This is a genomic window from Nocardiopsis ganjiahuensis DSM 45031, assembly GCF_000341085.1.
GTDB lineage: Bacteria > Actinomycetota > Actinomycetes > Streptosporangiales > Streptosporangiaceae > Nocardiopsis > Nocardiopsis ganjiahuensis.
Genome location: NZ_ANBA01000018.1, coordinates 76530 through 97560, shown reverse-complemented (window position 1 = coordinate 97560; position 21031 = coordinate 76530). Strand labels below are relative to the sequence as shown.

The 21031-nt window shown below is 72.1% G+C and carries 17 protein-coding genes; 8 read left to right on the top strand and 9 right to left on the bottom strand.

Features of this window, described 5'->3' with window-relative positions; all coding sequences use genetic code 11:
- Positions 1 to 158 precede the first annotated feature (158 nt).
- From ligA to mnmA, 5 genes are all read right to left on the bottom strand, one after another.
- On the bottom strand, positions 159 to 2414 hold the full coding sequence (ligA, locus tag D458_RS0125140) for an NAD-dependent DNA ligase LigA (RefSeq protein ID WP_017589484.1): 2256 nt from the start codon (positions 2412 to 2414) through the stop codon (positions 159 to 161).
- Between the two features lie 162 nt (positions 2415 to 2576).
- A complete protein-coding gene (locus tag D458_RS34245; protein ID WP_017589483.1) occupies positions 2577 to 3749 on the bottom strand; it encodes a methionine synthase in 1173 nt (390 codons plus the stop codon).
- A 67-nt stretch (positions 3750 to 3816) separates the two neighbouring features.
- Positions 3817 to 4467: an HAD-IA family hydrolase gene (locus D458_RS0125130; RefSeq protein ID WP_017589482.1), complete on the bottom strand. Its 651-nt coding sequence runs from the start codon at positions 4465 to 4467 to the stop codon at positions 3817 to 3819.
- Between the two features lie 103 nt (positions 4468 to 4570).
- Complete coding sequence (locus D458_RS0125125) at positions 4571 to 5131, bottom strand: DedA family protein (protein WP_017589481.1); 561 nt, start codon at positions 5129 to 5131, stop codon at positions 4571 to 4573.
- 178 nt (positions 5132 to 5309) lie between these two features.
- Positions 5310 to 6401, bottom strand: coding sequence for a tRNA 2-thiouridine(34) synthase MnmA (gene mnmA, locus D458_RS0125120; protein ID WP_193374654.1), 1092 nt, complete (start codon positions 6399 to 6401; stop codon positions 5310 to 5312).
- Positions 6402 to 6546: 145 nt separating this feature from the next.
- On the opposite strand from mnmA, the gene D458_RS0125115 reads away from it, so the two are divergent.
- The gene (locus tag D458_RS0125115) at positions 6547 to 7731 is read left to right on the top strand and encodes a DUF695 domain-containing protein (protein WP_017589479.1); all 1185 of its coding nucleotides are present in this window, start codon (positions 6547 to 6549) and stop codon (positions 7729 to 7731) included.
- 268 nt (positions 7732 to 7999) lie between these two features.
- Positions 8000 to 9073, top strand: a complete 1074-nt coding sequence (locus tag D458_RS34990; protein ID WP_017589478.1) for a hypothetical protein — start codon at positions 8000 to 8002, stop codon at positions 9071 to 9073.
- A gap of 108 nt (positions 9074 to 9181) precedes the next feature.
- Here D458_RS34990 and D458_RS34985 read toward each other — a convergent pair whose 3' ends face one another.
- Positions 9182 to 10306, bottom strand: a complete 1125-nt coding sequence (locus tag D458_RS34985) for a zeta toxin family protein (RefSeq protein ID WP_017589477.1) — start codon at positions 10304 to 10306, stop codon at positions 9182 to 9184.
- Between the two features lie 209 nt (positions 10307 to 10515).
- On the opposite strand from D458_RS34985, the gene D458_RS34980 reads away from it, so the two are divergent.
- The 3 genes from D458_RS34980 to D458_RS0125090 all read left to right on the top strand — a co-directional run bounded on the left by D458_RS34980 (position 10516) and on the right by D458_RS0125090 (position 14489).
- Positions 10516 to 11397, top strand: a complete 882-nt coding sequence (locus D458_RS34980; RefSeq protein ID WP_017589476.1) for a VanZ family protein — start codon at positions 10516 to 10518, stop codon at positions 11395 to 11397.
- 243 nt (positions 11398 to 11640) lie between these two features.
- Positions 11641 to 14142 carry a tetratricopeptide repeat protein gene (locus tag D458_RS34225; RefSeq protein WP_063825769.1) on the top strand — a complete coding sequence of 834 codons (2502 nt, stop codon included), beginning with the start codon at positions 11641 to 11643 and terminating at the stop codon, positions 14140 to 14142.
- Between the two features lie 143 nt (positions 14143 to 14285).
- Positions 14286 to 14489 (top strand): hypothetical protein, encoded by a 204-nt coding sequence (locus tag D458_RS0125090; protein WP_017589475.1) that lies wholly within the window; start codon positions 14286 to 14288, stop codon positions 14487 to 14489.
- A 44-nt stretch (positions 14490 to 14533) separates the two neighbouring features.
- Here D458_RS0125090 and D458_RS0125085 read toward each other — a convergent pair whose 3' ends face one another.
- On the bottom strand, positions 14534 to 14836 hold the full coding sequence (locus D458_RS0125085; RefSeq protein ID WP_017589474.1) for a putative quinol monooxygenase: 303 nt from the start codon (positions 14834 to 14836) through the stop codon (positions 14534 to 14536).
- Between the two features lie 141 nt (positions 14837 to 14977).
- A complete protein-coding gene (locus tag D458_RS0125080) occupies positions 14978 to 15292 on the bottom strand; it encodes a hypothetical protein (protein ID WP_017589473.1) in 315 nt (104 codons plus the stop codon).
- A 403-nt stretch (positions 15293 to 15695) separates the two neighbouring features.
- Here D458_RS0125080 and D458_RS0125075 point away from each other — a divergent pair, with 403 nt between their 5' ends.
- The 3 genes from D458_RS0125075 to helR all read left to right on the top strand — a co-directional run bounded on the left by D458_RS0125075 (position 15696) and on the right by helR (position 20111).
- Complete coding sequence (locus D458_RS0125075) at positions 15696 to 16523, top strand: hypothetical protein (RefSeq protein ID WP_152521240.1); 828 nt, start codon at positions 15696 to 15698, stop codon at positions 16521 to 16523.
- A 92-nt stretch (positions 16524 to 16615) separates the two neighbouring features.
- Positions 16616 to 17647, top strand: coding sequence for a MerR family transcriptional regulator (locus D458_RS0125070; RefSeq protein WP_017589471.1), 1032 nt, complete (start codon positions 16616 to 16618; stop codon positions 17645 to 17647).
- Positions 17648 to 17933: 286 nt separating this feature from the next.
- Positions 17934 to 20111 (top strand): RNA polymerase recycling motor ATPase HelR, encoded by a 2178-nt coding sequence (gene helR / locus D458_RS0125065; protein ID WP_017589470.1) that lies wholly within the window; start codon positions 17934 to 17936, stop codon positions 20109 to 20111.
- Between the two features lie 99 nt (positions 20112 to 20210).
- Here helR and D458_RS0125060 read toward each other — a convergent pair whose 3' ends face one another.
- Positions 20211 to 20774, bottom strand: coding sequence for a TetR/AcrR family transcriptional regulator (locus D458_RS0125060; protein WP_017589469.1), 564 nt, complete (start codon positions 20772 to 20774; stop codon positions 20211 to 20213).
- Positions 20775 to 21031 lie beyond the last annotated feature (257 nt).

Sequence of the window (21031 nt, the reverse complement as noted above, 5' to 3'; positions counted from 1 at the left end):
AAGGGCAGGGACCCAGCGGATCCCTGCCCGTGTCCCCAGCGGGGAACGCCCACGGCGTGTCCCGCGGCACCGGACGGGCAACGACACGGGGTGAACCGGTCGTGCCCCGCGGACCAACGCGGAGTGACGCGCTCGTGTCAACGGGTGTGCGGCGGAGCCTACTCCTCCGGAGCCTCCTCCGTGGGGTTGATCCGAAGGTTCTCGGCGGCTTCCGGGCCCGCCTCGAGCAGAACCCGGAATCCGGCCTCGTCAAGGACGGGAACGCCGAGCTTCACGGCCTTGTCGTACTTGGAGCCGGGTGCGTCGCCGACCACCACGAAGCCCGTCTTCTTGGAGACCGAGGCGGTGGCGCGGCCGCCGCGTTCGGCGATGGCCTCCTTGGCCCCGTCCCGGGTGAAGCCCTCCAGGGAGCCGGTCACCACGACCGTGACACCCTCCAGCACCCGCGAACCCGGTTCCTGTCCCTCGTCCTCCATTCGGACACCCGCGTCCGCCCACTTTCGGACGATCTCGGCGTGCCAGTCCACGGCGAACCACTCGCGGATGGATCGGGCGATCGTCGGGCCGACGCCGTCCACGGACGCCAGCTCCTCCTCGCTGGCGTTGCGGATCGCGTCCATGGAACGGAAGTGGCGGGCCAGGTCCTCGGCGGCGCGCGGGCCGACGTGGCGGATGGACAGGGAGACCAGCACGCGCCACAGAGGCTTCTTCTTGGCCTCCTCCAGCTGCTCGAACAGCTTCTCCACGGTCTTCTTCGGCTCGCCCTTCATGTTGGCGAAGAAGGAGACGACCTTGGGCTCACCGGTCTTGGGGTCGGTCTTGGGCTCGGTGGTGTCCGGGTCGAGGACGTGCGTGCGGATCGGCAGCAGCTGCTCGAGGGTGAGGTCGAACAGGTCGCCCTCGTTGCTGAGCGGCGCCTCGGCTGGTTCCAGCGGCTGGGTGAGAGCGGTGGCGGCCACGTAGCCGAGCGCCTCGATGTCCAGGGCCTTGCGGCCGGCGATGAAGGCGACCCGTTCGCGCAGCTGGCCCGGGCAGGAGCGGGCGTTGGGGCAGCGCAGGTCGACGTCGCCCTCCTTCTGCTGGCCGAGTTCGGTGTCGCACTCGGGGCAGCGCTCGGGCATGACGAACTCGTGCTCGGTGCCGTCGCGGCGGTCCAGCACCGGTCCGACGATCTCGGGGATGACGTCGCCCGCCTTGCGCAGGACGACGGTGTCACCGATCCGCACACCCTTGCGGGCGACCTCCTGGGCGTTGTGCAGGGTCGCGAACTCGACCTCGGACCCGGCCACCACGACCGGCTCCATCACGCCGTAGGGGGTGACGCGGCCGGTGCGGCCCACACCCACCTTGATGTCGACCAGCTTGGTGGTGACCTCCTCCGGCGGGTACTTGTCCGCGATCGCCCACCGGGGCGCGCGGCTGGTGGAGCCCAGCCGCCGCTGGAGCGCGAAGTCGTCGACCTTGACGACGATGCCGTCGATCTCGTAGGCGGGGTCGTGCCGGTGCGCCTGGTAGTACTCGACGTACTCGTGGACCTCCTTCATGGAGGCCACGACCTTGTAGCGGTCGCTGAGCGGCAGCCCCCACTCACCGAGCAGGGTGTAGGTCTTCGACTGACTGGTGAGCTTGACCTCCTCCGGTGCGCTCTCCGGGGAGTCGACGGCCCATCCCCCCTCCGCCTCGCTGTACCCGGCGGGGACGTACGCGCCGACGCCGTGCACGATCATCGACAGCGGCCGGGTGGCGGTGACCCTCGGGTCCTTCTGCCGCAGCGAACCGGCGGCGGCGTTGCGCGGGTTGGCGAACGGCGCGTGGCTGCCGTCGGCGGTGATGCGCCGGTTGAGCTTCTCGAAGTCCTCCACCGGGAGGAAGACCTCGCCGCGCACCTCCAGGAGCTCGGGTGCGGGGCGCACGCTCTCGTCGAGCTGTTCGGGGACCACGCCGATGGTGCGGACGTTGAGGGTGATGTCCTCACCGATCCGGCCGTCGCCCCTGGTCGCGGCGCGGATCAGGCGCCCTCGCTCGTAGACCAGGTCCACCGCGAGGCCGTCGATCTTGAGCTCGCACAGGTAGGCGTTGACCGGCACCTCGGCGGAGGCCCGGTCGGCCCAGGCGCTGAGTTCGTCGGCGTTGAAGGCGTTGCCCAGGCTCTCCATGCGGACGAGGTGCTCGACCTCCGCGAAGTCGACGCTGATGGGCGCGCCGACCTTCTGCGTGGGCGAGTCCTGGGTGACGAGGATCGGGTACCGGTCCTCGATGTCGCGCAGCTCCAGCATGAGCTGGTCGTACTCGGCGTCGGAGACGATCGGGTTGCCCAGGTAGTACCGGTAGCTGTGGTCGTCCAGCTCACGGCACAGCTCGGCGTGGCGGGCGCGTACCTCGTCGGGGACGTTGGTGTTGTCGGGCGCGCTCACAGCCTGCCTTTCTCTTGATCTCACGGGGGGCCTGATCGGGGGGCTCCGACGGAACCGCGGGGTCCGGGTGTCGGGCAATACGGCGTTCGGGGGTTCGGAGGGAGCCCCGGGGCGGGGCTCCCTGAGTCGGCGCGGGTCCGTGCGGAGTGCCTTCGGAGGCCCCTACTTCCGGGGCTCGTCCCGCAGGACCCGGGCGCCGTCCCTGGCGGCCTGGAGGGCGGCTCTGGCGTGCCGGGGGGAGGCCCCCGCCAGCCCGCAGGCGGGCGTGGTGACGACCGCGCGGGACAGCAGGTCAGGGCTGAATCCGAGCCGGTTCCACAACTCTCTTACGGGATCGACCATAGTCGCCGGGTCCGACATTCCGAGGGCCGAGGCGGGCCGCCCGGCGGGGCCGGGATCGTTGCGTGAGGGGGTCCTGAGGCGGCTCCGGGAGCGCGCCACCGCCGACGCACCTATCGAACGGCTGCCGGGCGCGGCGAGAAGCGGGTCGGTCGGGAGGAGGGGCGGGTCGGTCGGGGGGACGACCCCGAGGAGGAGGCCGACACCCGCTTCCACGGCGGTGCCGATCATGTCGTCCTGGGCCTGTGCCAGCAGGCGCGCGTCCAGGCTGAGGGCGCGCGCCCCGCTGCGGCAGATGAGGTCGACGGGCACTCCGGGGGCGCAGCAGTGGGCGGCGGGCACGGAGCCGGTCCCGGTGACCGCGTCGAAGAGCGTGCGCAGGACCGCCTCCACCTCGACCCGGTCCACGGCGGGCAGGACGCCGAGTTTGCTGGCGGTCGGGAGGGAGCCGAGCAGTACGGACGGCAGGGAGGGTTCGTCGATCTGGACGATGAGCTGAGCGCCGGGGACCCGTCGGCGTACCTCGTCGATGTGCGCGAGCGCGCCCTCCAGGTGGGACTCGGCGAGGTCGCGGCGGGCCCCGGGGTCCGAGACGAGGCGCTGTCCGTTGCGGAGTTCGATCGCGGCGGACAGGGTCCAGGGGCCGGCGAGCTGGATCTTGAGCGGGCCCTCGTAGGCGTGGAGGTGCTCGGTGAGGGTGTCGAGGTCGTAGGAGAGGAAGCTTCCGGCGCGTGCGAGGTCGCGGCCGGGGGTGTCCGCGACCCGCCAGCCGGTGGGCTGGACCTCGACCGGGAGGTCCACGAGGAGGCCCGCGGTGCGCCCGATCATGTCGGCGCCGACCCCCCGCGCGGGGAGTTCGGTCAGGTGCGGCAGGTCGGGGAGCTCGCCGACGACGGTCCTCATGGCCTCGTCGGGTTCCTCACCCGGCCAGGAACCGACACCGGTGGCGGACGCGGCGGACCAGGGGTAGGGCTGCTGTTGACTCACGTTGCCCAAGGTTAGAGCAACCGGGGCGGGGCGGTGCTGCCGCCCGACACGCACCCCGGGCCCAGGGCCCCGGGGGTCAGGGCGTGCACAGGACCAGGCCGTCCGGGCCGGTCTCCAGGGTGCAGAAGCTGAGGTTGTCGATGACCTCGGTGGCGCCGAGCCCTTCGAGGTCGACGCGCTGGTGGGAGGTGGCCACGGCCAGGACGGCGGCCCCCGCGGCCAGGCCCGCCGCCACCCCCGCGGGGGCGTCCTCGACGATCAGGCAGCGGGCGGGGTCGTACCCGAGCTCGGCGGCGGCCTTCAGGTAGCCCTGGGGGTCGGGTTTGCCGACGGTGACGTCCTCGGCGGTGACGAGCACCTCGGGCACGGGCAGCCCGGCGGCCTCCAGACGGGTGCGCATGAGCATGCGCGCACCCGAGGTGACGGCGGCCCAGCGTCCGGCGGGCAGCGCGGAGAGGAGTTCGGCGGTGGCGGGGAGGGCGGCCACGCCGGCGAGGTCGGCCAGTTCGAGCTCCTCGAGCTCCGCGGCGGCCTCGGCGACCTGGTCGTCGGGCAGGAACATCGCGATGGTGTCCTCGGAGCGCCTGCCGTGGGAGACGGCGAGGATCTCGTCGGGGTCGATGCCGTGGGCCTCGCCCCACTGGCGCCAGGTGCGTTCCACGGCGCCGGTGGAGTCCACGAGTGTGCCGTCGATGTCGAACAGGACGGCGTCAACAGAGATGCGCATGCCCCCACGCTAGAGCGTCGGCGGCCGGGGGTCGCGCACGGGGCGAGCGGGTTCCGCGGAGCCGGTTCCGGCTCTCCGGTGCCCGGTCCTACCGAGTCGAGCCCTACCGGGTCCGGGCCGACTCCGTGTCCTGGGCCCGCTCCGGGTCGGCGGCCGGCGGTCCGGTGCCTGAGTCCGCGTCCTCGGCCTCGCGGGAGCGGCCGGCCAGGCGCGAGCGCACCACCAGCGCGGTGACGGCCAGTACGGCGGCCGCGACCACACCCACCGCGGTCCACGGCGACTTGAGGAAGAGTTCCAGCCAGGTGCCGACCAGGCCGGAGATCACCACGCCCCACAGGCCCGCCCAGGCCAGGCCTCCGACGAACACGGCGGCGAAGTACCGGGGGAAGCGCATCCGTACGGCGCCGGCGGAGAAGTTGATCGCCGTCTGCATGCCCACGGTGAAGAAGCTGAGGGTGACCACGGGCGCCCCGTAGCGGTCGATGCGCTGTTTGGCGGCGTCCAGCTTGGGGCCGAGCCGCTCACCCATGCGGCTGCGGGTGACACCGGCGCCCAGGCCCCGGCCGATCCAGTAGGTGGCGGGGGCGCGGAGCAGGATCACCACGAGCAGGGTGCAGTAGACGACCCAGAAGGGCTGCCCCTCGAGAAAAGCGAACTGCGGCATGGACCGGACCCCTTACACCTTGACCCCACAACTTTGCATTGCCTTACCTAACTACGGCAAGGGTCATGGGCGAGAAAGTGCGTGTTGTGTGTCCTACTGTGACTGTTTCGCCGTCACGTCGGAGCCCGGCGCCGCACCGGATCCCGTGGTCACGGAACCCGGTGTCACCGACCGGTGGTCACACCGGAGCGGTTTCCGAACGCGCGGTGGAGCGGATGGTCGCCGAACCCAGCACCGTGTCGCCGTCGTAGACCACCACGGCCTGACCGGCGGCCACACCTCTGGCCGGCTCCTTCAGCCGGACCGCCAGCTCCGGGCCGTCCCCGGTGTCGCGCTGCACGACCGTGGCCGGGTACACCTCGCCGTGCGCCCTCAGCTGGACGTGGCACTCGGTGGGCTCGGTCAGCGGCTCGCTGCCGCTCCAGACCGGCTTGGTCCCGACGATCTCGTCCACCCGCAGCGCCTCGCGCGGGCCGACCGTCACCGTGTTGTTCACGGGCTCGATGGAGAGCACGTAGCGCGGGTTCGGGGCTCCGCCCAGGCCCAGGCCCTTGCGCTGGCCGATCGTGAACCCGTGGGAGCCCTTGTGGGTGCCCACGACGTTGCCGTCCTCGTCCTGGATCGGCCCCGGCTTCTCGCCGAGCCGACGGTTCAGGAAGCCGGCGGTGTCACCGTCGGCGATGAAGCAGATGTCGTGGCTGTCCGGCTTGTCCGCCACCGAGAGACCGCGGCGCTCCGCCTCCGCGCGCACCTCGTCCTTGGTGCAGTCACCCAGCGGGAACATCGCGTGGTCGAGCTGTTCGGCGTTGAGCACGCCCAGCACGTACGACTGGTCCTTGCCCTCGTCGACGCTGCGCACGAGGCGGCCGTCGATCTTGCGGACGTGGTGCCCCGTGGCCACGGCGTCGAAGCCGAGGGCGATGGCGCGGTCGAGCACCGCCTCGAACTTGATCTTCTCGTTGCAGCGCAGGCACGGGTTCGGGGTGTTGCCCGCCTCGTACTCGGCGACGAAGTCCTGCACCACCTCGCGGTCGAACTCCTCGGACATGTCCCACACGTAGAAGGGGATGCCGATGACGTCCGCGGCGCGGCGGGCGTCGTGGGAGTCCTCCACGGTGCAGCAACCGCGGGCACCGGTTCGGTAGGACTGTGGATTCTTGGAGAGGGCCAGGTGAACGCCGGTGACGTCGTACCCCGCCTCGGCCACACGGGCCGCGGCTACCGCGGAATCGACCCCGCCGGACATGGCGGCCAGTACACGCAAAGTCATAACGTCGTCCAGCCTATGCGCCCCGCGGAGGGCGGTGCCACGTGCCGGCGCGGCGGAGGGTGTGCTTTGGGACGCGCCGAGGCCGGTGTGACACACCCGGACGGGTGGGGCGAGGGTGGTCCTCCGGTTCTGCGAAAATCAGGACATGGCTCTGTTCCGTCGTCGCCGCTCCGCCGACTCCTCCGGCTCCACCGAATCCACGGCCGCCGTCACCGCTTTCTGGGACGCGTGGCCCGCCGTGCGCTCGGCTCTGGCCGAGTCCGTCGAGTCCGACACCCCCGCCTCCGCCGAGGTGTCCGAGCAGGTCTCGGCACTGGTCCAGGCGATCCACCCGGATCTGGACTGGGAGGTGGGACGCGCGTCCCAGCCCCAGGGCGGGCTGGACGACCTCGACCTGTCGCCCGACGTCGACCCGGCCAAACTCCTGGAGCAGCTCGCCGCTCTGGACGACCCCTCCAAGATCACCGACGCGCCCTCCTACGCGCTGACGCTGCGCCCCGGCACCTCCGAGGAGGCGCGCGTCCAGTCCGAACGCTGGTCGCGGTCGGCCCCGGAGGACACCGGGTGGCGCTTCCTCCCGGTCCGCCCGGCCGACCACGACCAGCTGAGCACCACGGTGCGCTGGGACGACCACGAGCTGGACCTGTCCCACGTGTCCGTGTCGATGCGGGTCAACCAGGGCACCGGCAAGATCGAGGTCGGTGTCTACCACCCGGACAACATGTTCCTGTCCGGCGAGACCCGCCAGGCCGTGGCCGAGCACGTCACGCTGCTGGCGCTCGGCGAGGACCAGTTCGTGCGCTGGATCGGGAAGGTGGCGTCCCTGGACGAGCGGCCGCTGGACCCGCTCCCGCCGACCTCCATGCCGGCCGTGGCCAAGCAGATGGGCGACCTCCTCGGCGGGACCGACGGCTGGGTGACGCTGCACGGCAGGCTTCCCCTGCAGGGTCCGATCGAGGTCCTGCTCCGCCACCCGGTGACCCGCCGCGACTTCCCCGCCCTGTCCCTGTTCGTCCAGGTCCTCGTGCCGTACTCGGACATGGACGACGACCGGCTCCCCCAGGAGACCTCGGTGGTGGCGCTGGCCGACCTCGAGGCCCGGCTGGCGGGCATCCTCGGTGAGAACGGCGCGCTCTTCATGCAGCAGACCGTGGCCGGGCAGCGGATGTACATCTACTACCTCGACCCGGACTCCGGTGTGCTGCCCGAGTTCGAGAACGAGCTCATGGACTGGCCCGAGGGCAAGGTGCAGCTGCGCACCCAGATGGATCCGAAGTGGCAGCAGTTCGGTCTGGCCCGCCGCCCGTACGTCCGCAAGCTCGGCCGCTAGGCGGGCGCCGGCCGCCAGGCAGAGCTCGGCCGCCAGGCGGGGACTCGCCCCTCGGACAGGGGCGGGGCCGGCCCCGCGGGACGGCTGCGGAAGGTCACGGGGTCGTGAAGCGCCGGAGCGGCCGCCGGGGCGTCCCGGCGGCAATTCCGGCCTCACGTGCGGTTCCCGGCAGGTTTTGGTCAAGGGAAAATCCCTGTTTGCACATCTGGCGCCCAAACAACAACAGGCGTAACGTGTCGTCCCCGCGCAGGAGGATGGTTCGGGTCTGATGGACGGCGTGCTTTCGCGAACGCCCACGGGCCGGCCCCGGGTCGCCGCGGTCGGCGCGCTCCTCGCCCTGTGCCTGGTGGGCGCCCCGCTGATGTCACTCCTCCTCGCCGCCCTGTGGAAGACGACCCGCGGTCTCGCCCTGGGCGGCCTCGGCCAGGGGGCCCTGCTGATCGCGCCGGTGGCCGTAGGCGCCCTGGCCCTGATGATCTTCCTCGCGACCGCCTGGCTGCGGCGCTCCGGAGTCACCCGTCCGACCTCGTGCGCCTGCCTGGTGACCGGAACCGCGACGGCCACACCCCTGGTCCTGGGGTTCCTGGCCCCGGCCTTCACCCCCGTTCCCGGCGGCATCCTCGTGAACAGCGCGGTGGTGAGCGCCCTCGTGTCGACGTCCGCTCTGGGCCTGTGCGTCCTGCTCAGCCGGGAGTCGGGAAGGCGCCAGCCCGGGATCCTGCCGGGCGTGGCGGTGGTGGCCGCCGCCCTGCTGATCCTGCCGTTCGCCTCCGAACTCATGCGTGACAAGTCCACCGAACAGCGGTCGCTCGCCCAGATCGACGAGTTCGATCACACGATCGCGGTCCTGGACCACCCCTCGTGGACTCCGGTGCGGGTCCACGAGGTGCACGGCGGCCTTCGGGTGACCTACACCGCCGGCGGCGCCCCGGAGGGCGAGGAGCGGACCGACGCGTCCGCCCTCGGAGCGGGCCGGGTCGCCGAGGCGGGCGCCGCGGGCCCGGGGGCCGGCGCGGACAGCCCGGAGGACGTCCGGGCCGGAGCCCTCCACGTGCTGAGCTGGACTCCGGAGCGGATGGAGGAGGGGGTTCACAGCGGCTGCGAGTTCCCCGGCGTGGAGTGCTCGGAGTCGGACTCGCTGCTGGTCGTCCACCGGGGCGTCGGCTCCAGGGACGGCGCCCGCCTGAGCGAGGTCCGCACCCGCCTCGAGGACGGGTCCGTCGCGAGCGCGCACCCCGTCGGGGCGCTCTCCCCCGAACTGGTGTTCGCCGTGGCCCAGACCCTGCGCGCCGAGAAGCCGGGCGAGCGGGAGGCCCTGAGCCAGGCCATCGTCAGGAGCTGAAGCCCGCGGCGCGTGGCACGGGGGCCCAGGACCTGCGGGTGGCAGGGAGCGCAGGACTCGCGGATGGCCCGGGGGGACACAGCGGTCGCCGCTTCCGGCCGGGTCCGCTCAGCCGTCCCGGCCGGAGCGGTCCCCGCGCTCGGCCCCGCTCCCCTGCTCGGCACGGGACCTGAGGTGGGCGACCCGGGCGTCGAAGTGTCGGGCCTCCTCCGGGCTCGGCCTCCTGGCGCGGTGTTCGCGGAGCCGGTCCCCCGTGACGAGCGGCGCTTCGAACCCGCCGCCGACGGGGCGGTGGTTCTCGTGGACGACACCTCCCCGCCGGTCGACCACGTACAACGCCTCCGCGTGGCCCCCGGCCTCCACGTGGCGGGCGACCTCCGGGAGCGCGTCGTAGATCCGCTGGTGCTCCTGCGCGCCGACCCAGCGGCCGAGCCCTTCGTGGTCCAATCCGCTCTGGAACCGGTCGGCGATGCCCAGCAGGCTGTGGCTGCTGTGCGCGGCCACGAACGCCACGACCACCCGGTACCCGGCCGCGGCGAACCCGCCGAGGAGCGCCTCCGCGTCGGCGGTGTCGCCCAGCGGATCGACGACGACAGTGTCGTAGGGGCCGGACCACAGGTGTTCCAGACAGTGCCGTTCGAGGTCCGGATCGAGGTGTCGGGCGGCCTCGGGCAGGGCGCCGAAGGGGTCGTCCTCGAAGATCTCCGCGTACGCGGGGTGCGCTTCGGCGTTGTCATGCCGGTGGTAGACGACCGCGGTGGTCCCGCCGAGGACGTCGCGGACGCTCTCCTGGAGCGAGACCTTGCCCGCCCCCGGCTGGCCCGCCAGGAAGACCGCCTGGGGGCGCACGCCGGGTGCGCGCTCCGGCTGCTCGAACGGGGTGAGCACGGACAGGCGGCGTTCGAGCACCAGGCGGTGCTCACGCGGGCTGAGGCCGCGGTGTCCCCGGGTCCTGACCAGGCGGGACAGCTCGTCGGCGAGTTTCGGGTACTCGGACAGGAGGGTGTCGCGGCTCCGGCGCTCCAGGAGGTGCACGGTGCGTTCTATGTCGAGGTAGAAGCGGACGCCGCGTTCGTAGTCGTCCTGTTCGGGTGAGCCGTCCTCCGCGGTGGCGGCGAGCTGCTGGTAGAGGATCCGGACCCGGCGCGCGCCGTTGCGCAAGCGCTCCTGCTCGTACGTTCTGAGGAAGTGCTCCCGGTGCCCCCGGATCCCCTCCCCCGTGTCCGCGCCCATACCGCCCTCCCCCGGTCCGGCGCCGACCGCCGGTTCCCTTCGTCGAACCTTCCTATCCGAGCTCGGCCGGGGGTTCCAGGGGGCACGGGCCCGTGGGCGTGGCCGGGTGCGGACACACCCCTGAGCAGTACGACCGTGTCCGATCCGTTGCCCTCGGCTACTGTCTTCGCTGTCCCTGTGCCGCTCGGCCCGTCCATTGGAGTCGCCCCGTGTGGACCGTGCTCTTCCACGTCAACCCGACCACCATCGCCCTCGCCCTGGGCCTGTGCCTGGCGGCAGCGCTGGCCTTCGCCTGGTGGCGGCGTCCGGACCCGGCACGGTTCCGAGGGCCGATGCGGAAGCTGCTGGCGGCGGCCGCCGTCGTGTACCTGGCGGTCCTGGTCGCTCCGATCGGCGCCGCGGAGTCCTACGGGAACAGCGAACGCAGGGTGGTCTGGGACCCGATGCTGTCCTTCCAGGACATCCCCGGGGTCGGTGAGCACGCGGATTCGTACACGGAGTTCGGTCAGCGCCTGGATGACGGCCGCGCGGTCCGGTACGCCCCCGCGGGCGTCCCTCTGGAGGAGCGTTTCCCGGAGGACGAGGACGACCTCTTCGTCCAGGACGGCCCGGGCGACACCCTCGTGGTCACCGACTCCGAGGGCGGGACCCCGACGCCGGGGGACGTCGCCCTGGCCGAGCGGACCGTCACGGAGAACCTGGCGTGGATCGCCGAGTACGACGCCCAGCTCGAAGCAGAGGGCCCGTGGGGTACGACCGGCGGCGTCGCCCTCCAGGAGCGCACCCTGAACACCCTGCTGTTCGTGCCGATCGGCGTGGTGGCCTTCTTCGCCTTCGGTTCGTGGCCCGCCCGCGTGCTGTTCGGCCCGGCCCTGTCCCTGGCCGTGGAGGCGGCCCAGTGGGCTCTGCCCTGGGGGCGGCTGGCCGACACGGGGGACCTGATGGTCAACAGCGTGGGCGCGGTCGTCGGCACGCTGCTCGCAGCGGGCGCGGTGGGGGTCGTGGCGGTGGTCCGGCCCGGGCCGTCCGGTGCTCCGGACCCCGAGGCCGGATCCCCCGAGGAGGAGCCGGTCCGTCCCGCGCGAGGATGATCGTCCCGGCCGCCCGCCCCGCCCTCCGAAGGTCCGTTCCTCACGTCTGCACGTGCGTCCCGACAACCTCGGAGCACTGACCTGGGATAGCTCAAACGATGGGGTTGACTCCCCTCCGTAATGGGAACTGGATCGTCCGAAACCCCTTTGCTGCTGGGGTTCCCGATCCGCGATCGGGGCATACGACACGTACGAGCACCGGTGGGCGCGCGACTCCCCCAGACCCCGGGAAGGGTGTGGCTTTTGAGCTCTGGCCACGAACACGGCAACGGCACGGCCGCGGACGGAAACCCCCTCGGCCGGCGTCCCGACCACTCCGCTCCGACAGACGACACCTCCCAGGGTGACGACTTCCATACCAGCCGAAACCCGGTGAGCTGGCCGGTCAGGGTGGGGATGTTCCCCGAACCCGTCGCGTACCTGCGTCGGCGTGCCCTCTCGGACGTCCTCGACGAGGCCCTCAGCGGGTTCGGCTCACCCGCGGCGCACCAGGTCCTGTCCGGGGAGAGCGGGGTGGGCAAGACCCAGTTGGCCGCCCACCACGCCCGGTCCCTGCGCGAGCACCGCGTCCCGAACCAGCGCCCCGACGTCCTGCTGTGGGCGGACGCCGCCACCCGTGACGGGGTCGTCTTCGCCTACGCCCAGGCGGCCCGGCAGCTGTTCGCCCGTGTCCCCGACGACCCCGAGCTCGCCGCGGGGCAGTTCCTGTCCTGGCTGCACGACCCGGTGGACGCCGAGGGACGGCGCTGGCTGGTCGTGTGGGACGACCTCACCGACCCGGCGGAGGTGGAGGACCTGTGGCCGCCCTCCGACCGCGGACACGGCCGGATGATCGTCACCACCCGCCACCACGGCCGCACGCCGGACCTGCGCGGCCGTCGGCTGGTCACCGTCCCCGGGTTCTCCGCGGCCGAGGCGGACGGTTACCTGCGCGCCGCGTTCACGGAGGCGGGGATCGAGCACACCGACGACGAACTCCGTGCCCTCGCCTCCGCTCTCGACCACCTGCCCCTCGCCCTCTCGCAGGCGACCGCGTACATGGCGGACCTGCGGCTCTCCCCCGCCACCTACCTGGCGCGGTTCCACCGGCGGACGGCCGCACTCGTCGAGTCCTTCCCCCGCTGGAGCACCCGGTCCCCGGTGGCCGCCACCTGGGAGCTGGCCGTGGAGCGCGCCGACGCCCACCGCCCCGAGGGGGTGGCCCGCCCCCTCATGGGGCTGATCGCGCTGCTGGGCTCCGCGGCCACCCCCGAACAGGTCGTCGTCTCCCGGCCCGTCCGCACCTACCTGGGGCGGCGCACCTTCCCCGCGCGCACCCTGACCCGGCACGAGGTCCGGTTGGCGCTCGCCTCGTTGGAACGCCTGGACCTGGTCACCCGGGACACCCCGCTGGTGATCGGCGCGCACCAGCTCACCCAGCGGGCCGCACTCGAGCACACCCGCTCCCGGCCCACCCGGGAGGCGGTCCGCGCCATCGCGGACGCGCTGGTGGCCGTGTGGCCGGACACCGCGCGCGATTCGGCTCTGGGAAGGCGTCTGCGTTCGAACACCGCCGTGCTGCGCGAGCGGACCGCGGGCCGGGTCCGGGTGTGGAGCTGGTTGTGGGAGGAGGGTATCCACCCGGTGCTGTTCCGGGCGGGCCGCGGCCTGGACTCGTCCCGCCAGGTGGAGTGGGCGGTGACGTACTGGGAGGTGCTGGCCGAGGCGGTCGCGCACACCCTGGAGTCCGATCCCCCACGGCACCCCGGCCGACCGAGCCACCCTCACCCGAGCCGCTCGGGCCTCCCCGGTGGCCCGGACCACGAGGACGCCTCGGATCACTCGGTTCACCCCAGCCATCCGAGTCACCCAGACCACTCCGGCCACTTCTTCAGGCACACCAGGCCGCCGGGGGCACCCGTCGTCGCCGACCCCCTGGCCTACTGGTCCGGTTCGGAGGCCGACCTGGCAGAGGCACAGCAGGCCTTCGACGAACTCTACGAACGCCAGCTCCGGGTGCTCGGCCCGGACCACCTCGACACCCTGCGCACCCGGCACGGGCTGGCCTACCTGCGTTCCCGGGCGGGCGACACCGCGGGCGCGATCGTCCGCTACCGGAACCTGCTGGCGGACCTGGAGCGGGTGGTGGGTCCGGACCGGGTGGAGACCCTGAGCACCCGCGGCAACCTCGCGGTGTGCCGGGCCGAGTCCGGGGACCTGTCGGCCGCGCTCCACGCCTCCCGGGAGCTCCTCGCCGACCAGCGCGAGTACCTGGGGCCCGACCACCCGAACACCCTCAACACGCTGCACAACCTCGCGCACTGGCGCGGCCTCGCCGGGGATCCCGAGGGAGCGGTGACCGAACTCCGTGAGCTGGCCGCCGTCCAGGAGGAGGTGCTGGGGCCCGACCACCCGGGCACTCTGACCAGCAGGCACAACCTGGCCTGCTGGCAGGCCCGGGCCCACGACACCGACGGGGCGATCCGGTCCCTGGAGGCCCTGGTGGAGGACCGCCGCCGGGTCCAGGGCCCCGAGCACCCCGACACCCTCACCAGTCTGCGCCAGCTGGAACGCCTGCGCCGCGAGTCCCGGGCCCGTGCCCGGGCCGACCCCAGCGGGCGGGCCCCGGACGACAGCGGCGCCCGGGAGAGCGAGGCGGGCGGCAGCGGCGGAAACGGGGGACACGACGGCAACGGCGGTTCCCACGAGGTCGACCCCAACGACGAACCCACCGGCCCCCAGGCCCTCAACCAGTCCTGGGGATGAAAGACCCGGACCGCGGCCGTCCGCGGTGGTTCGTACAGGAATCCCCGGGTAGGTAGGGCGGGATGTGCGGTGTGCCTCCGCCCGCTCCGCCGCTGACGGGGCTGCGGTCACCGTCCCCACCCCCAGTCCCCGTTGAGGTCGGTATGCAGAAGACGTGGTTGTGCGTGATCAGCATTCTCGGGATGGCCGTGTGCTCCGCCGCCCTGGTCATGCTCGTTCCGTCGTTCTTCGGCCCGGGTGAACAGCCGAGCGCCTGGCTTGTCGGAACCCTCGCGGTCCTCATCCTGGTCCTGGCGGCGGGGGCGCGGTACTGGCGTCCTTCACCGTCGGGCCCGCACGACATCTGACCGGGGCGCCTCCCCCTGAGCCGGGAGGCGCGGCGCCGGCCGGCTCAGCCGCGCAGGGGGGAACCGGCGACGAGGAACTGTTCGCCGCCCATCCGGCCGGTCAGCAGCGGCCGTGCCTCGGCGATCGCAGCGCGCACGCTGTCCAGCTGGAGGGACGTGCGGTGTGCCTCCGCCGACTCCCACAGCTCGGTGACGAACACCGTGTCCGGGTGCTCCTCGCTGACGCCCACCTCGTACAGCAGGCATCCGGCCTCGTCGAGCTGGGGGTTGCGGCGGGTCAGGATCGCCACGACCTCGTCCCGCTTGCCCGGCTGGACTTCCAGGGTCCCCACGTTCGCGAAGGTCATGCCCGGCAGACTACCGACGCCCCGCGCCGCGCGATCCGAACGACACGGGCCGCACGGGCCACGCGAGCGGCGCGGTCAGCACGGGTCCCGGCCCCGGGATCGGCCCCGGGATCGGCCCCGGGCGCCCGCACGGGTGCGGGGTCAGAGTCCGTACTCGGCCTTGATCTGGGCGGCCAGCTTCGGGTACTCCTCGAGGATCTGGTCCTGTTCGGCCGGGGACAGCAGGGAGACGGTCTTCTCGACCTCGCTGTGGTAGCGCCACAGCCGGTCGAACTCGTTCCACTGCTCCGACCCGCGCTCGGCACGGTGCCGCAGGGACTGGTAGATCAGCCGTACGTTGGTCACGCACCCGTCGAGTCGCTCGCGGCGCTGGACTCTGGCGACGTGGGCCCAGTACTTGCGGTCCCGGTCCCGCTGCCTGGGGGTCCGGCCGTCGTCTTCGGGCTCAACGTTCATGGGTGTCCGCTCTGTCGGGGCTGGAGGCGAAGGCTGGGGATCGGGGGCTGGGGGGTTCAGCGCCGTGCTGACTGGCTGCCCGTCCTCGTCGTTCCTATCCCGGTTTCGGCCGACAGAACAGGGAAAACCGGAGATCGAATCCGATGCGCGACGTCATCGCAACCCTGTCCTCCCCCTGCCCGGCCCCGGCGGTTCCGTGGGTAGGGCCCGGCCCCGGGCAGGAGTACCCGTCGCGCCGGGTCCTCGGACAGGCGGGCAGTCGGCGCACGGCCCGCGGTCCCGGCGTCCGCGGTGAGGGAGCCGACCCGGCTCATGGCTGGTTCCCCGCCGCCCTGGTCAGCGGTGCCCGTGAGTTCTCACCTACCCCCTGGGCCGGTGGTCGGGCGGCCTTTAGGGTGCAGGGATGAGCAGACGTCGGGAACTCAATCTGGCGGTGGTCGTGCAGACCGCGTCCGCCGCAGCGGTGCTGCTGGCGGTGGCCGGCTTCACGGTCGTGCTGTGGCTCGGGCCCGGGATGGGTGCCGCCCTGATCACGGTCGTGGCCGCGGTGGCCGTGGTCGCGGCGGCCGCAGTGGCGTTCGTGCTGCTCCGCCTCCGTGAAGGGCCTCGGGACGCAGAGGTCGTCGCGGCCTACCGTCCGGTGTTGAGGGCCGAGTGGTCGCAGCTGGCCGAGGAGGCGAAGCGGCTGTCCTCGGCGGTGTCGGGCGCCGACCGCACCCGGCTGGCCGGGCACCTCCGGGCCGCCGAGCGGACACTGTTCGACGAGCAGGCACAGGTCCGAACCGCCGACGGGATCACCGAAGCGACCGGCCACATCGCCGAGGCCCGCCACCTCCTCGCGGTCGTCGACGCGCTCGGCCGGGGTGGACCCCGCCCGCACCGCGGCGCCCCCTGCTTCTTCGACCCCGCGCACGGGCCGCTCACTGTGAAGGCCCGGTTCAACCCCGACGGCGGAGCCGACCGCACCGTCTCGGTCTGCTCCGCCTGCCACGCCCTGCTCGAAGCCGGAGAGGTCCCGCCGAGCAAGCGGATCACGGTCGGCGGCACCCCGACCGACTACTGGCGGGCCGGCTGGGTGTCGGTCCCCTACGTCGACGGCTACTGGCAGCAGCGGCGCTTCCCCGACCACGAGCTCCACCGGCTCCGCCGCGACCTCGAGCTCACCTGGGACCCCTCCGAGACCGAACTCCCCCCGCACCTGGACCGCGAACCACCCTGGTACTCGCAGTAGTACGTCCGAGGGGCCGCCGGGCCGCTTCCTCCCACGGGAGCGAGCCGGTCCGACTTGCGTCTCAACCGACTTGAGGTTGCACTGTTGCTCCCATGAACGACGACCAGCCGCGCTCCGGCGCAGACCTGTACCCCATCGGAGACGCCGCCCGCCGCAGCGGGTTGAGCGTCAGCGCCGTCCGCTTCTACGCCGACGCCGGGATCGTCGAGCCCACGGGGCTGAACCCGGCCGGGCACCGGATGTACGACATCGACACCGTCGCCCGGCTGGAGCTCGTCCGCACCCTGCGGGAGGTGGACACCGACCTGGGCGAGATCCGTCGCCTGCTCGCCGGGGAACGCACCCTGCACGAGCTGCTCACCACGCACCTGGAGGTCGTCGAGCACCAGGAGCGCACGCTGCGGGCCCGGCAGGCGGTGCTCAGAACCCTGCTCAGGGAGGGCGCCACGGCCGCGCGGGCCGGCCTGATGCACAAGCTGGTGTCGATGACCGACGAGGAACGCGAAGGGGTGGTCGACGAGTTCTGGAACGACGTCGGCCGAGGGCTCGACGTCCCCGAGGGCTTCGTCGACCGGTTGCGGGCGATGCGCCCGGTCCTGCCCGCGGACCCCACGGTGGCCCAGCTGGAGGCCTGGATCGAACTGGCCGACCTGGTGCGGGACCCGGCCTTTCGCGACGCGGTCCGCACCTACCTGCAGGACACCTACTTCGTTCCCGAGGCCCGGGTCATGGCGAGCCCGCCCATCCAGGAGTTCATCCACGAGAGCGGGTGGTCACTCGTGGAGGAGCTCATGGCCGCCCACCGCGCCGGTGAGTCCCCCAGGTCCGACCGGTCCCAAACGGCCGTCACCCGCTTCCTGGAAGCGGCCGCCGCCCTGTCCGACTCACCGTGCACCCCCGGGTTCCGTGACCGGATGGCCCGCGCTTTCCGGCTGATCCCCGACCTCGAACGCCAGATGGCCGAGGAGGACGCCGCCTCCGAGGAACCCGTCTACGACGACACCCACGGCCGCTACGTGTACCTGGTGGCGGTGATCAACGGAACCGAGGACGAACTGGATCACGACTCCCTCTTCTACCTCTGGATCGCCGACGCCATGCAGTCCTCGCCCACCGACGCCTGAGGGGTCCGGCGCGGGCCGGGCGCTGAGGGCCGGGCGGGCGGGGGCTCACGTCGTCCGGCCCGGTGAGGCGCGAGTCGGCCCAGCCGGGGCAGGCGGAAGGGGTGGTGGCGCAAAAAAATCGCCCTGCGACGCCGGTGAACGGCGGAGGGCGATCGGTGGGCTTCCAGGGGTCTAAGGACACTCCTTGCCACTCTTAATGTATAGCGCACCCGGGGGCTTGCCGCAAGACCCCCCTCGTGCCTCAGAATGGTCGACCGTGACAGGAACCAACCACACGGGAGACAGCGTGAACACGCAGGTCAACAGCGCTTTTGACCTTTCTGACAGCCTCTCCCCCAAGGCCGCCCCGGAGCTGATCGGCGACGACGACCGACACTTCGCAGCCATCCGGGAGAGCCTGGAGCGGTCGATCGCCGACCTCTCCGAACGACTCGCCGAACGCCGCGCGGCACCCACCGGAAAGGTGCGGGAGGTACTGGAGCGTGACCAGGAGGTGCACCGGCTGTCCGCCCGCCTGCGCACCCTGCGCCGCTTCGGCTCGGACCTGTGCCTGGGCCGCATGGTGACCGCCGACGGCAGCGGTGGTACCGAGACCGTGTACATCGGACGCCTCGGCCTCACCGACAGCGAGGGCGACCGGCTGCTGGTCGACTGGCGCTCGCCCGCGGCCGAACCCTTCTTCGCGGCCACCCACGCCAACCCAATGGGGCTGGTCAGCCGTCGCAGGTACCGCTGGAACCTCGGCCGGATCAGCGACTACTGGGACGAGGTGTTCACCGAGGAGGGGTTCGAGGGCAACGCCGCGCTCGACGACCAGTCCGCCTTCATCGCCAGCCTGGGCGCGAACCGGTCGGACCGGATGCGGGACGTGCTCAGCACCATCCAGGCCGACCAGGACGCCATCATCCGGGCGGGAGCCGGTGGCGCCCTGGTCGTCGACGGCGGCCCGGGCACGGGCAAGACCGTCGTGGCCCTGCACCGCACCGCCCACCTCCTCTACTCCGACTCCCGGCTCGGGCACCGCCGGGGCGGGGTGCTGTTCATCGGCCCGCACCAGCCCTACCTGGCCTACGTGGCCGACGTCCTGCCCAGCCTCGGCGAGGAGGGCGTGCAGACCTGCACGGTGCGGGACCTCGTGCCGGAGGGGGTCACGACACGGGTCGAGTCCGACCCCGGGGTCGCCCGCCTGAAGTCGTCCGCGGAGCTGGTGAAGGCCGTCGAGCCGGCGGTGCGGTTCTACGAGCGGCCGCCCAAGGAGGCCATGACGGTCTCCACGCCCTGGTTCGACCTCCGGCTGAGCGCCGCCGACTGGGCCGAGGCCTTCGGGTCGCTGGACCCGGGCATCCCGCACAACGAGGCGCGCGAGCACATCCTGGCGGAACTGGTCGAGATCCTCTCCGACCAGCACGACGACGAGGACGTCACCCCCGAGATGCTCAAGGCCGCGCTGCTGCGGGAGGGGGAGCTGATCGAGACCCTGCACCGCGCGTGGCCGCTGCTGGAACCGACCGACCTGGTCGGGGACCTGTGGTCGGTCCCCGCCTACCTGCGCCTGTGCGCGCCCTGGCTGGAGGCCGACGAGATCCACCGGTTGCAGCGCGCGGACGCCCAGGCCTGGACCGTCTCCGACCTGCCGTTCCTGGACGCCGCCCGGCAGCGTCTCGGCGACCCGAAGGCGTCCCTGCGCAAGCGTCGGCACGAGGCCACCGTGGCCGCCGAACGCGAGCGCATGTCCTCGGTCATCGACAACATCCTCGAAGCCGACGACGACGGTGAGGGTCTGGTGACGATGCTGCACCAGAAGGACCTCAGGGAGATGCTGGACGACGAGTCCGTCCTGCCCGCGGCCGATCCGGACCTGCTCGCGGGGCCGTTCGCGCACATCGTCGTGGACGAGGCCCAGGAGCTGACCGACGCGGAGTGGCAGATGCTGCTGCGGCGCTGCCCGTCCCGGAGCTTCACCGTCGTCGGTGACCGCGCCCAGGCCAGGCACGGGTTCACCGACGGGAACGGGGTGGCGGACTCGTGGCGGGAGCGGTTGGAGCGGGTCGGCTTCGACCGGGTCGAGCTGGCCTCGCTGAGCATCAACTACCGGACCCCGGAGGAGGTCATGGCGGAGGCCGAGCCGGTCATCCGCGCGGTGCTCCCGGACGCCAACGTGCCGACCTCCATCCGCAGCAGCGGTGTCCCGGTCGGCTACGGGGACGTCGCGGAGCTGGGTGCGGTTCTGGACGCCTGGCTGGCCGGGAACGACGAGGGGACCGCCTGTGTCATCGGCGATCCCGCGTTCCGGGCGACGCCGCGGGTCCGGTCGCTGACCCCGGAGCTGGCCAAGGGGTTGGAGTTCGACCTGGTCGTGATCGTCGACCCGGACCGGTTCGGTGAGGGCGTCGAGGGTGCGGTGGACCGCTACGTGGCGATGACCCGCGCGACCCGGAAGATGGTCGTCCTCACCAGTTCCTGAACCCTCGCTCCGCTGCCGCCCGGCCCCGGGAGGGTGTTCGCCTCCCGCCTCCTCGGGGCCGGTGCCGGGGCCCGGTCACGTGCCGCCGGGCATCAGGTGTCACGACGCATGGATGAGGCGGTCCGCCGTCGCCCGGGTCCGGCTCATCTCATGGTGGTCACCCATGACGAGGACCCGCGCGTGGGCACCGTCGATGAGCAGGAGAAGGGCGTTTCCCAGTTCCTCGGGGTCGGCGAGCCCGGCCTCGGCCGACAGCTCGGCCAGGGTGGAGCGCAGCCAATCCTTGTGTTCGGCGATGACCACTCGGGCCGGGTGGGCGGGGTCGGGCAGCTCCACCGCCGCGTTGACGAACGGGCAACCACGGGAACCGACGAGGCTCTGGTCCCGTGCCATCCATTCGAAGACCGACAGCAGCTTCTCCTTCGGGTCGGCGTCGAGCTCCTCCAGAAACGCCGTGATGGCCCGCTGCCGGCGTTTTCGCCGTCGGTCCAGCACCGCCGCGACCAGTCCCGCCTTGGATCCGAACTGGGCGTACAGCGTGGGCTTGGACACCCCGGCACGCTCCACCAGGGTGTCCACGCCGACAGCACCGATGCCCTCCGTGTAGAACAGCTCGATCGCCGTCTCCAGCAACCGCTCACCGGCCTCACTCATCTCGCCCATGCGTTACATACTGACAGGTCAGTCACCCTTTAATCAATAGCGCGACCAGGGTGGACATCCACAAGGCGCATCGCGCTCTCCACGCGCGCACCCTGATACAGCATGGACGGCCATGAATTCAAGCGAACAAAGAGCATTTCCCCGGAGATGGAGATCACAGGAGTTCGTACTCGCTGTTCAGAGCGACATAAAACTGCCTCCACCCGCCCCACAAGGAACCGACCATAATCCTCACATCACAAGTTGCCTTTCCGGTG